The following is a 12,272-nucleotide window of genomic DNA, read 5'->3' on the forward strand; positions in this document are numbered from 1 at the left end:
TGCTAAGCTTATGCAAAAACGTCAATTGTTTTAACAATAGCGCCAACTATCTGTTTAAAATAGTAAATTGGAAACAATGAGCTATGCTTTATGAAATAGTGTTAAAAGACAAAAATAATTTATAACAGGTAAGTAGAATGTTGCAAATTAAGATAACCAAGACAGAAACACAACTTAATGAATTAGCTTCTCAACTAGGAGGTACGATTGAAAATGGTGTGTTTAACATTCCTAAACACCTGGGGAAAGGTCAGATTTCCAGAAATCAGCTGGTCAAAGGAATAATTCTTCAGGATGGAGAATTTAACATGTTTCAGGATTTTACAGTTCATCGCAAAGTTGAAGAGGATGAAAGCATACATCATTTCTCTTTAATTTATGTATTCAACCAGCCTAATTATATATATACGAAAGACGCTAATGCGGAAGAAGGTATTCAGAATTACCTTTTATTTTTTAACAAACATTACTCCTATAACAATTTCGTCCCTGCTTATACCAAGTTTAAACAAATTCATTTATTTGTGGGCGTTGATAAGATATTGTCTATATGTAAATATTATAATTTACCACCAGATGTTACAAAACTGCTTATGACAGATGAGCAGTGGTGCTATAAGTTTCCTTTCACAGCAGAAGTTCAAAAAGTGCTGCACCAACTATCCAGTTATAAGATAGATGATTTATTTGCAAGGGGGTATATGATTAATAAATCTGAAGAGTTAATAATGCTTACTCTTGAGCAAATATTTAAAGAACAAACCGATAAGCAAGAGAACCAGGGATTCATGCATCAGGATGACATTACAGCTGTTTATGAGGCTGAAGAATTCCTATTAAACTCGCATGATGAGGGTATTAAAATATCTGATTTGGCCGATAAATTATCTATTGGTATCCGTAAGTTGCAACGCCTGTTTAAAGCATATCATGGGGTAGACATGTCCAGTTATAGAAAACAAGTCAGATTGGAACAGGCAAGGCAAATGATTCTTGAACAAAGATTCTCAATTACTGACATTAGCTATAAAATAGGATATACCTCTACCAGCCATTTTTCTAAAGTATTTAAAGATCATTTTGGATATAACCCATCCAGTTTACTTAATAAATCGGTATAAATATCCGCTTGTCGCATTTGCGATATTTAAAGTCACGTTTGCTGTATAATAGCAGTATTAATCCAACATATCTTTGTCATGTAATTTTAATCAAAGAATGTTTTTTCTAATTTAAAAATATAGATATGAAAAAGATTGTATTATTAATGGTAATGAGTTTGCTTGTTTCCTCTGTCGCATTTGCGCAAAAAAACAAAAAACCAAACATTTTAGTAATTATGGCCGATGATATTGGAATATCCAATCTTAGCTATAATAACAAAGGTATGATGGGTTATACCACACCCAACATCGACCGTATTGCCAATGAAGGCGTACAATTTACTGATTATTATGCGGAGCAATCATGTACGGCGGGTCGTTCGGCTTTTATTACAGGACAAATGCCTGTAAGAACCGGCTTAACCAAAGTTGGATTACCTGGAGCTGATTTAGGACTTCGAAAAGAAGACCCTACACTGGCAACGTTATTAAAGCCTTATGGTTATGCTACGGGACAATTCGGTAAAAACCACTTGGGTGATAAAGATGAATTCTTACCTACAGAACATGGTTTTGATGAGTTCTTTGGAAACCTTTACCACCTTAATGCCGAGGAAGCTCCTGAGCATCCAAACTATCCTAAAAATCCTGAGTTCAGGGAGAAGTTTGGCCCACGCGGCGTTATAAAGTCCAATGCTGATGGCAAAGTGGAAGATACAGGTCCGTTAACTAAAAAACGTATGGAAACCATTGATCAGGAATTCTTAGACGCTACAATCGATTTTATTGAGCGAAAAGAAGATGAAGACACACCATGGTTTTGCTGGTTCAACCCATCGCGTATGCACTATCACACACATGTACCTGACGAATACAAAGGAAAATCGGGCTTAAATGTATATGCCGATGGTATGATTCAACATGATGACCAAATTGGAGAACTTCTTAACAAACTAGATGAATTAGATATTGCAGAGAATACAATCGTAATCTATACAACCGACAATGGTGTACACTTTAATATGTGGCCTGATGGTGGTGTTACACCTTTCCGTGGCGAAAAAAACACCAACTGGGAAGGTGGGTACCGTGTTCCCTTTGCGATGCGCTGGCCAGATAAAATTAAAGCCGGACAAATAGAAAATGGAATTACTTCGCACACTGATTGGGTACCAACTTTAATGGCTGCAGTTGGCGAGAATGATATTAAAGAGAAGCTTAAAAAAGGTCACAAAGTTGGTGATATGACTTACAAGGTGCATGTGGATGGTTATAATCTGCTTCCGAACCTTATTGATGACAAAAATAAGCAAGAATGGCCAAGGCAAGAGTTTTTCTACTGGAGCGACGATGGTGATTTAGTAGCTTATCGTTATGACAGATGGAAGCTGGTGTTTATGGAACAAAAGGCTAGTCAGTTTAGAGTTTGGATGGAACCATTCACCGCTTTGCGTGTTCCTTTGTTATTTGATTTACGAATGGACCCGTATGAGAGAGCATCAACCGATGCTAATGGTTACTATGAATGGATGGAGCGTGGATTACAGTTCTTAGCTATACCAGCTCAGGCAAAGGTTGGCGAGATGATATCTACTTTTCAAGAGTATCCTCCACGACAAAAACCCGCTAAATTTAACTTGGAAGAGGTAATGAACAACATGATGAATACGCCTTCGAATAACTAAGCGGCGCGAATATACAACCTAAGGCCCTGGCGCTTACACCCAGGGCCTTAAATAAACAATTCTGATTTTTCGATTAGAATATCAGGAACCAAAACTACTCAAATCCAATAATTCAGATCACAGTTCCATCAAGGCTTTGTCCGCTCTCATGAAAAAGATTTACCAATGAAGTTTCAATAAGAAATTAATTAGGTTTTAACTGAAGTAATGCAATGGATATGGCGAATAATAAAATGTACAAAGTTCCAGACTAAAGTGCTTTTCCTGGCAGTAATTCTGTTTTTGAATTCATATTTAGCAAAAGGGCAAAATAATAATCAATACAGATTATACTACTTTGGCAGCACTTCGTTAAATGACAAATCAGATTTTTCATTCGGAACTGGAATTCATTCTATGCCGCAAGATTATTGGAAAAGGTTGGAGTTAAGATCGACATATAGTTTCAATGTAGCATCAAATCTTAATGTTGGTTTAGGACAAAGAAGTAATGTTACTCTAATTGAAAATGGATTGTCAACTTATGAATTCCGGCCATTTCAAAAGGCGATGTTTCAACAAGCACTGGATCAGAACCTTTTTCTATCGCATAGAATAATGGTCGAAGAGAGGTTTTTTATCAACTACGAAGAGAAAAATTCCTTTCATGCAAGATTGCGTTATCGTGTAGAAGGTAATATTAACTTCAAACATAACAGCAAATACTACATCAGGCCAATGAGTGAGATATTTTACTCGTTTGCCAATGAAGCAGAAAACAACCTATCTCAATGGAAAAACACACTTGCTTTGGGGTACTCTGTTAATTCAAAAGCAAGTATCGAGTTTCGCTACGAGTATGTATTAAACCGTGACGAATCGACCATGTATGAATATCAACCATTAAATGGTTTCAGGTTGCAATTTGTACATAAGTTTTAAAGTACAACAGAACATTTTCATTAATAAAAGTATATCGTTTCTCAGAGTAACAGAGATTCGAAATGGAGAGGTTATGAATTAATTATTAACAAATAATAACTAAAGGATATGAAAAGATTAGTAAAAATATTTTTTATCGGGTTGAGCGTTGTTATTGGAAATACCTTATCAACAACAGCACAATCTAATTCGGATGAATTGGCTAATAAGCTTCAAAATCCTTTGGCTAAAATTGTAGCACTACCGGTACAGCACAATATAAGTATGGGTTCGCCCACTTATGAAGGAGCCATGTACACCATGTCTTTGCAGCCAATTGTAGCCAGGGAGTACGAGAAGTTTAATATGATTCACAGAGGTGTTATTAACTTATCATACCTGCCAACAACTGTTAACGGCACTGGCAATACACCTGCTCTTGGAGACATCAACTACTCTTTCTTTATAGCTCCAAAAAAGACCGGCAAACTGGCTTGGGGTGTTGGGCCTTCATTTGACTTACCAACCGCTACGGAGCCAATGTTAGGCAGTGGAAAATGGAATGTAGGTGCCTCTGCAGTTTTAGTGTATCAAACAAAGAAACTGACACTTGATGTGGTCGTTCGCCAAACAAATTCAATTGCCGGTGATTCAGAAAGGAATAATGTGAACCGTTTTGTTGCTCAAACTCTGGTTGCTTATGGCCTTGGTAAAGGATGGGTAATAAATACATTCCCGACCATTACTGCTAACTGGTCGGCAGAAAAAGGTCAGCAGTGGACTGTTCCTGTCGGTGGTGGTGTAAGTAAGCTAACTTTTTTAGGTGGTAAACTGCCTTTAAATGTGGGTGTGCAGTATTACCACAACGCTGTTCGTCCCGATTATGCTCCTAAAGGCGAATTAAGGTTTTTAACAACCTTTGTTTTTGGGAAATAATTAAGTAGATATACTAATGTTAGCATTTAATTCTTGATTATTGCAACATTCAGTATTGGCAAATGCCCCAACAAGACTGCTTTTACTCTCCCAACGTTAGATTGAAAATCAAATCAACTATCTTTCATATATTGAGAAATCAAACAAGCAGTATTCACAGTGTGCAATATCGCTATAATACCGTAAGACTGGATTACGCGTCAAAAGGAGAATTTTTATTTGTGACAACTTTTGCGTTTTCGAAGCAAAACAGTTTAATCAAAGAAACCAATTGAATATACATTTAGGAAAGGATTGACTAATCATCAATCCTCTCCTCTTTTGTACCATTCTTATTTTTTTACCTCACTTGGCGCGTAACCAAACTGTTGTTTAAAAGCTTTACTTAAGTGTGACAGGTTACTAAATCCTAATTCATAACTTATCTCAGACAGATTGGAACTGGAATATTGAATTCTACGATGAGCCTCCTCTAGTCGTTGCAGGTTAAAAAAGCGTAGTACCGGCATATTAAAAACGGCCTTAAAAGTTCGTTGAAGCTTAGAAACACTCATTCCGGCATTTTGACTCAATGCTTCCACATTTGGCAATGTCTGGTAATCGCTAAGTATTTCTGATTTTATTTTATACATTTTCTCAATATCCTCATAGTGTACTGCAGAGGTTATCTCATTCACTTTATTTTCTAGCCTCATGCCTAAACGAGCAACAATTTCGTACGCCCTGGTAAAATACACAACCCTTCTAAAATCTTTGTTTTTACGAATCTCAAAAACATCTTTAACCAGTCGTTCAATTTCGGGATACATGGGGTAATAATAATACCATGGAGTTCTTTGTTCGAAGATCTCTCTAAAAAAATTATCTGCTCCTGATCGTGGATTAAAGCTTTTATAAACCGAATAAGGGAAACGAATAATCATATAATACAAAGGCTCACCTGCCGGAGAACTAAAACGATACTTCTGAGGTGAATTATACATTTGAATGCCTTCGGTGAATACATTTCCTTTCGACTTTTTATTAATATCACCAAAATAGCCGATTCGCAAAGTAATATAGTCATCATCAACAGGAAGTCGTTCCCATACCACACTTTTATTCAGCGTGTATTTACAAGTTGCCACATAAAAACCCGGCTGATACTCGAAGCCAACAAATTCCATTGAACCCATATCGCAGGTAAAATCCATTTCCTCCCCATTCCAGTTGCCGTTAAACCTTTCGCTAAGCTTCTTTTGGTTTTGCAATGGAGACAAAGAACCATATTCGTATGATATCATCTACTGCCTTTGTTTAAATCTCAACTTGACCGTTTCATATAAACCTCAAACCGTCTGGTTAAAGTCAAACGAGAAGGTTTGTTGGATATTTGTAATGTTAATTAACAAGGTCTGAATAAATCATTATTGTAAAAATAAACATTATGGAGAAATTAAAAGTTCTGGCAATAGCCTTTTTAATTAGTATAAGTGCATTTGCCAAAAAAAATGAGAAGCCTAATATTTTAGTTATTTGGGGCGATGACATTGGTTGGTATAATTTAAGTACCTATCACCAAGGTGTGATGAGCATGAGAACACCTAATATTGATCGCCTTGCGAAAGAGGGCATGAAATTTACCGATGCTTATGGTGAGCAAAGCTGTACGGCAGGACGTTCGGCATTTATTTTGGGTCAGAGCCCTGTTCGTACCGGGTTATCGAAAGTAGGTATGCCAGGTGCACCGGAAGGAATTAACGAACTAGATCCAACCATTGCTGCTGTATTGAAAGATATGGGATATGCTACAGGGCAGTTTGGTAAAAATCACTTGGGTGATCGTGACGAACATCTTCCAACGAATCATGGTTTTGATGAATTCTTTGGTAATCTATATCACCTAAATGCTGAAGAAGAGCCAGAATCACCATTTTATCCTCAAGGTGAAGAGTTCAATAAGAAGTTCGGACCTCGGGGTGTTGTTCACTCTACGGCTGATGGTAGCGTAAAAGATACAGGACCATTGACAAAGAAAAGAATGGAAACTGTTGATGAAGAGTTCGCAGGGGCCGCAATGGATTTTATGAAAAAGTCTGTTGAAGATGATCAACCATTCTTTGTGTGGCTAAATTCTTCGCGTATGCACAATTGGACACACCTGAAGCCAGAATCGCAAAAAACAGGTTATGTATATCAGGATGGTCTGGAAGAGCACGATGCACTTGTTGGAGAAGTACTTAATTTTGTTGATGAATTGGGTATCGATGAGAACACCATTGTTATTTATTCTACTGATAATGGAGCCATGAAGTGTAATTGGCCTGATGGTGGAAACTCTCCTTTTAGAAACGAAAAAGCAACAACCTGGGAAGGTGGTGTACGTGTACCTCTGCTGGTACGTTGGCCTGGTCATATCAAAGCCGGGGAAATCTGTAATGAAATTATCTCTCATACCGATTGGTTCCCTACGCTTATAGCTGCAGCAGGGAATGACAACATTTACGAAGATCTTAAAAAAGGTGCTTCATATATAGGACGTGACTATAAAGTCCATTTAGATGGGTACAACTTTCTTCCATATCTAACTGGAAAGACAGATAAAGCTCCTCGTAACGAGTACTTTTACTCGAACGATGCCGGGGACGTAACAGCTATTCGTGTTGGCGACTATAAAATCCACCTAATGGTACAAACAGCAACAGGTATTGATGTGTGGAACGAGCCATGGAAGAAACTAAGCGGTGCCTACATATTTAATTTACGCCAAGACCCATTCGAAGAAGCTATTGATGCCGGACACTACACACAGTGGTTGCACGATGTGATGCCTAACCTGCACAACAATGTAGATGCATTGAGACAGTTTATGTCAACATTCCAAGAATTTCCTCGACGTCAAAAACCAGGAAGCTGGAATTAACAACACAAAACTTTGAAAGCAGGTGCTTAATAAATGTTTCTTTTCGCAAAAGACTATCTCTAATACATGGGATAGTCTTTTATTTTTTAGAAAATAGATGACTCGTACTCTACGCTTCTTATGTTATCTCCCAAAACACTGCTTGTTTTTACTACTAAATACCCCTTAATGAACTTGGACTATAGCCGAACTGCTCCTTAAAGATTCTGCTTAGGTGCGATGTACTGTGAAAGCCTAGATCATCGCTAATTTCAAAGATGGTTTTATTAGTGTATTTAATCATACGATTCACCTCTTCTAGCCTGTGTTGGTTGTAAAACTTTTTAATGGGCATCCCAAATACTGCCTTAAACAAACGTTGCAGTTTGGAACTACTCATATTATAGCTAGTACTTAACTCTTCTATGTTAGGCAATTTGGAGAAATCCTGCAAAAGTTCTTCTTTTATTTCATGCATTAAAGAAAAATCATCGGGATGTATTTTTTTAGCAATGTTAGCACTATTATCTTCATCAATTAATACAATAATTCGTGCCAATATCTCATAAGCCCTGGCATACATTATAGGCCTGACCAGCTTTTCGCTATGCATATTTAAAACCGCATCTCTTACCAACGATTCAATTTCAGGTGGTAATCTGTAATAAAAGAACCAGTCGCTTTCACTATTTAATGTGGTGAGAAATTTTGAATCACGATTTTCCTTTGGAGTCCAACGGTTGATAACGTCAAGCGGGAAACGAAACGACATCCACCTGATGGTTCTGTTCTTAGGAAATTTAAGCTGAAACGGCTTATTGGCATCATATATAAAAATACCTTCTGAACCTTCTTCATTCTTTTTATCTTTACTAAGGCCTCCATGAAATCCTATTCGAACCGCTACTATCTGCTCTTTATCTTTCGGCTTATTTATAATCTTTACAACTTTATTCAAATTAAAGTCACCAATAGAGACAATACATTCGTTGGGGTATTTAAAGAGGCTCACTTTAATTTTACCCAAAGTGTTGTTAAGGGTAAAATGTGTTCCATCCCATTTCCCTCCAAAAGTGTCTAATAATTTTTGATAAAACAGATTAGGCTCTTGTTCTATTGTGTCTAATTCTATTATTGATTCATCACTCATTTCTAAACTTTTATAATACGCCTTTTTCAAAGATAATATCTGAACGCCTGATTAATCATTATTGGTACTATTTTTTAAGATGCCAGTTTTTGGAAACCCATCGCCTTTTTTTTGAAACAAGCAACACTTTGAAAAACAAGACCTTTACAAAGTAATTATAAAAAATAAAAAGGGTCTAAAACAAACTACCTGACAGGCAGTTCCCTTAAATGTATCAACTTATAAAATTTATGTCTTATGAGCTTAAAAAATATCCTTAGCACATTTTTAATAATGTCTTTATTTTTAGGTAGCTGCACCTCAAAAAACACTGAACAGAAGGCAGCAATAAATCAATTTGATGGTCGCGAGAAAGCTGAATACGATTATGCATATTCATTAGGGGTGCAGGCTTTAGTTTACGGATGGGCTCCTGTAATGATGGACGTAGCACTTGAATTGCAAACATCGGTTGAAACGCCAATGAGTAACGGACAAGCGCCGATTAATCAATTCGGACCAATCACTCGTTTATGGGATTACAGAGACCGCTCCTACACAACGCCAAACAACGATACTTATTACCTGCAAGGCTGGGTTGATGTAGAGGAACAGCCTGTTGTAATTTATGTTCCGGTAATTAAGAATCGTTATTGGATGATTCAGATTTTAGATATGTACACGGAGTCTGTTGTCGACCTGTGTAATGCTACCGTTGGTGATAAAGGTGGATACTTTATGCTAGCTAAAGAAGGTTATACTGGCAAAATACCAGCTGGTGTTCCGGTATTCTACACACCAACTCGTTACATGTGGATTGCCGGACGAATTGGTGTGAATAACGAAGGTGACAGAGAGGCTAAAATTGCCCGGTCAATTCAAAGTGAATTCCGTATGATGACTTTGAATAATTACCCGAAAGGTGGCGTTCAACCAGAACCACTTGTTCAGAACAATGCACCAACTGTGAATTTCCCAAACGGACTTGATTGGTTTAACCACCTAGATAAAGTACTTGCTGAGAATCCTTTAAAAAAGGATAGTAATATTCTTGAGTCGTATGCATATATTGGAATAGGTAATGGCGGAACCAACAAGCTTCCTGAAGTTAGAAAGCAAGCATTAACAGAAGCATTTAAAGATGGATTTCAGATAATTGTTGATGCTGCCAAATACAGTTCAACAGCTGTTAATGGATGGAACTGGGAATATGACGCCGGAAAATATGGTGCTGACTATCTGCAGCGTGCTGCCGTAAATATGAACTCAATTGGGCTTAATTCTCCAGAAAGAGCCATGTACCCTAAAAGGTATGTTGATTCTGAAGGTGTCATTCTTAACGGCGTCAACAAATACGAAATTACAGTACCGGCAGATATGCATGTGAATACAGATATCGGAGGCTTTTGGTCGATTACTATGTACGATGCCATAGATAGGTTTATGGTTGAGAACGAAATAAACAGATATAAGGTTGGAACCATTACCGATGGATTAATTCCTAACGACGATGGCTCTATTACCATTTACATTTCAAACGTTCGGCCAACTGACAAAAAGCAATTAGCAAATTGGTTGCCTGCTCCAGATGCAGACTTTATGCTCCAGTGCAGACTTTACGAGCCTCAGCAGGATGTTGTGAACGGAAAATTTGAATTACCCGATTTATACCGTATCAAGTAAGTTTTAGAACATCTAATAGTATAAGACCCTGGTTAAAAATATAACCAGGGTCCTAATTAAATGGACTGGTCAATCAGTCAAAGTATTTTTCATTCTACAAAGTCCTTCTACCCCACTCTTCTAAACCGATCCACATACTATCTTCCCTAAAAATAAGCTCACACTATACCCATGCTCCTTGTAACCCCTGATAATAACCCATATTTTATAAACCTCATCTGCTTTAAAGTCACCATGCCATTCAAAATGTTTATCTTGCCGTTGGGTTCCACTTTGTCTGAAAAGGTATTCACCGGTTTTTGTATGTTGTAAAGCCAGCAGCTGGGTATCTGCAGGATGATAGAAACATCCTCCTTTAAAAAATGAACCAACGATTCACCTACTTTAAATCAACCTGCTTCTTTCTTATTAAAAAATCATCCAAACTTCCTTTTGATTTTCCTGTCCACATTTTTTCTGAGAATACAGCTAATGGAAGCTCTGTATATTGGTCAAACCAACTTTCGTGTTTATGTTCAACCCTGTCGGCCCAAAGGCATACTTTATAGCCATTGATTTGTTGATTTTCAAAATCAGGTTGCCAGTCTTCATAAATCCCTTTGGAGTCAAAGTAGCCGTAATCGCCCGGCTTTACTCCCTTATCTCCGGGGGTAATGTAAAGTGCTCCTACGCCTGTTTCCGGAGTGGCAATAATATTATAGCCCTCTTCTAAAACTTCGTAATACCTGTTTTCATTCCATACATTTACAATAATATCCTCATCCGGTTTTAATTCTGTTTCGTTAGAGAGTTGTCCGTTATGGGTATATCCCCACCAGCTCCATATGTGTGTGGTTTTACCATATGATTTTACCAGTTTATTGGTTTCATTTACCCAGTCAACAAATACATCTCCGGTATGCTTAAACCCTCTCTTTTTGGCATATCTTACCAAATCCTCACAGGCATCTTTTTGATTATCAAACTGCCACTCGTCACCGCCAATATGAAAATATTTGCTGTCGAAAAGAGGAATAAACTCTGTCAGCAGTTCATGAATAAACTCTCTTGTTTTTGGTCTGGTTACATCCAGTATCCATCCTACTTTCTCCTTATTTACTGAGTCGGGTAACCACTTGGCTGTTAACATGGATTCACAAGAGAATCCTAACGAAGGATCATATCTCAGTATTTCTGTTGCATGTGCAGGCAGGTCAATTTCCGGTATGATTTCAACATTGTATTTTTTTGCATAGTCCTGCAGGTAACGGATATCCTCCTTTGAATATGCTTCGTCTGAGGCAAGACCGGGAAACTTATCGCTCTTGAGCCTGAATCCTGACCAATCTGTAAAATGTAGATGCAGATAGTTAAGCTTATAATTTGACATCTCCCTGATGGTCTTTTTTACATAGTCTACACTAAAGAATTTACGCCCGGCATCCATCATAAAGGCTCTTTCGGATACCAAAGGGTAATCAACTATTTTGCCTTTGGGAATATCTCCCTGAGCCATCATTTGTGTCAGGGTTTGAGCTCCGTTAGAAAGTCCTTTTTCTGTATTGGCCCGGATAAGCACATTATCCCCTATAGTTATTATATAACCCTCCTTATTTAATGAATCAACTTTAACTATTTCAAATTTTATATTTCCGGTTCCTTCTGACCCTTTAGTTCCGGTTTTCAGATTTAAACCGGACACTTCACTCAATCTTTCTATATAATTATTGGCAAAACCTTTTAAATCCGCATTAGTAATTACCTTACTCTTTTCATTGATTTTAACAAAGCCTTTTCCTCCCTGCCAACTTTGAACTGCCGGAAGTATATTTGGTTCTTTGTTTACTTCGCCAATGCAGCTTGTTGTTAAAATTCCAAAAGCAAGAACAATGTTTATTAGATTAATTTTTATATCCATTTTTGAATTATTATTCGAAAGCTAATCCTAGTCCTACATACAATTAAGTAGATCATGT

Annotated in this window: 9 protein-coding genes; 6 read left to right on the top strand and 3 right to left on the bottom strand. The window is 37.3% G+C overall.

The features are described from left to right. Nucleotides 1-137: 137 nt before the first annotated feature. The 4 genes from AC4MRQ_RS07175 (at nucleotide 138) to AC4MRQ_RS07190 (ending at nucleotide 4,624) form a co-directional block, all read left to right on the top strand. On the top strand, nucleotides 138-1,121 hold the full coding sequence (locus AC4MRQ_RS07175) for a helix-turn-helix transcriptional regulator (RefSeq protein WP_491196978.1): 984 nt from the start codon (nucleotides 138-140) through the stop codon (nucleotides 1,119-1,121). 125 nt (nucleotides 1,122-1,246) lie between these two features. Continuing rightward, entirely contained in the window at nucleotides 1,247-2,788 is a 1,542-nt protein-coding gene (locus AC4MRQ_RS07180) for an arylsulfatase (protein ID WP_491196979.1), read from the top strand. A gap of 282 nt (nucleotides 2,789-3,070) precedes the next feature. Further along, on the top strand, nucleotides 3,071-3,709 hold the full coding sequence (locus tag AC4MRQ_RS07185) for a DUF2490 domain-containing protein (protein ID WP_491196980.1): 639 nt from the start codon (nucleotides 3,071-3,073) through the stop codon (nucleotides 3,707-3,709). A 108-nt stretch (nucleotides 3,710-3,817) separates the two neighbouring features. After that, nucleotides 3,818-4,624 (top strand): hypothetical protein, encoded by an 807-nt coding sequence (locus AC4MRQ_RS07190; protein ID WP_491196981.1) that lies wholly within the window; start codon nucleotides 3,818-3,820, stop codon nucleotides 4,622-4,624. Between the two features lie 332 nt (nucleotides 4,625-4,956). On the opposite strand, the gene AC4MRQ_RS07195 is transcribed toward AC4MRQ_RS07190, so the two are convergent. Further along, entirely contained in the window at nucleotides 4,957-5,907 is a 951-nt protein-coding gene (locus AC4MRQ_RS07195; RefSeq protein WP_491196982.1) for a helix-turn-helix domain-containing protein, read from the bottom strand. Between the two features lie 143 nt (nucleotides 5,908-6,050). Here AC4MRQ_RS07195 and AC4MRQ_RS07200 point away from each other — a divergent pair, with 143 nt between their 5' ends. Further along, on the top strand, nucleotides 6,051-7,526 hold the full coding sequence (locus tag AC4MRQ_RS07200) for an arylsulfatase (protein WP_491196983.1): 1,476 nt from the start codon (nucleotides 6,051-6,053) through the stop codon (nucleotides 7,524-7,526). 154 nt (nucleotides 7,527-7,680) lie between these two features. Here AC4MRQ_RS07200 and AC4MRQ_RS07205 read toward each other — a convergent pair whose 3' ends face one another. Next, on the bottom strand, nucleotides 7,681-8,655 hold the full coding sequence (locus AC4MRQ_RS07205; RefSeq protein WP_491196984.1) for a helix-turn-helix transcriptional regulator: 975 nt from the start codon (nucleotides 8,653-8,655) through the stop codon (nucleotides 7,681-7,683). Nucleotides 8,656-8,892: 237 nt separating this feature from the next. On the opposite strand from AC4MRQ_RS07205, the gene AC4MRQ_RS07210 reads away from it, so the two are divergent. Then, the gene (locus AC4MRQ_RS07210) at nucleotides 8,893-10,317 is read left to right on the top strand and encodes a DUF1254 domain-containing protein (protein WP_491196985.1); all 1,425 of its coding nucleotides are present in this window, start codon (nucleotides 8,893-8,895) and stop codon (nucleotides 10,315-10,317) included. Between the two features lie 379 nt (nucleotides 10,318-10,696). Here the strand turns inward: AC4MRQ_RS07210 and AC4MRQ_RS07215 are convergent, their stop codons facing one another. Then, on the bottom strand, nucleotides 10,697-12,214 hold the full coding sequence (locus AC4MRQ_RS07215; RefSeq protein ID WP_491196986.1) for a family 20 glycosylhydrolase: 1,518 nt from the start codon (nucleotides 12,212-12,214) through the stop codon (nucleotides 10,697-10,699). Between the last annotated feature and the right edge of the window lie 58 nt (nucleotides 12,215-12,272).

It is taken from the genome of Carboxylicivirga sp., assembly GCF_982718395.1.

What these genes read in the sequence shown, in the direction of transcription:
- AC4MRQ_RS07175 (WP_491196978.1), top strand. Translation starts at nt 138, where the DNA reads ATGTTGCAAATTAAGATAACCAAGACAGAAACACAACTTAATGAATTA.
- AC4MRQ_RS07180 (WP_491196979.1), top strand. Translation starts at nt 1,247, where the DNA reads ATGAAAAAGATTGTATTATTAATGGTAATGAGTTTGCTTGTTTCCTCT.
- AC4MRQ_RS07190 (WP_491196981.1), top strand. Translation starts at nt 3,818, where the DNA reads ATGAAAAGATTAGTAAAAATATTTTTTATCGGGTTGAGCGTTGTTATT.
- AC4MRQ_RS07195 (WP_491196982.1), bottom strand. Translation starts at nt 5,907, where the DNA reads ATGATATCATACGAATATGGTTCTTTGTCTCCATTGCAAAACCAAAAG.
- AC4MRQ_RS07200 (WP_491196983.1), top strand. Translation starts at nt 6,051, where the DNA reads ATGGAGAAATTAAAAGTTCTGGCAATAGCCTTTTTAATTAGTATAAGT.
- AC4MRQ_RS07205 (WP_491196984.1), bottom strand. Translation starts at nt 8,655, where the DNA reads ATGAGTGATGAATCAATAATAGAATTAGACACAATAGAACAAGAGCCT.
- AC4MRQ_RS07210 (WP_491196985.1), top strand. Translation starts at nt 8,893, where the DNA reads ATGAGCTTAAAAAATATCCTTAGCACATTTTTAATAATGTCTTTATTT.
- AC4MRQ_RS07215 (WP_491196986.1), bottom strand. Translation starts at nt 12,214, where the DNA reads ATGGATATAAAAATTAATCTAATAAACATTGTTCTTGCTTTTGGAATT.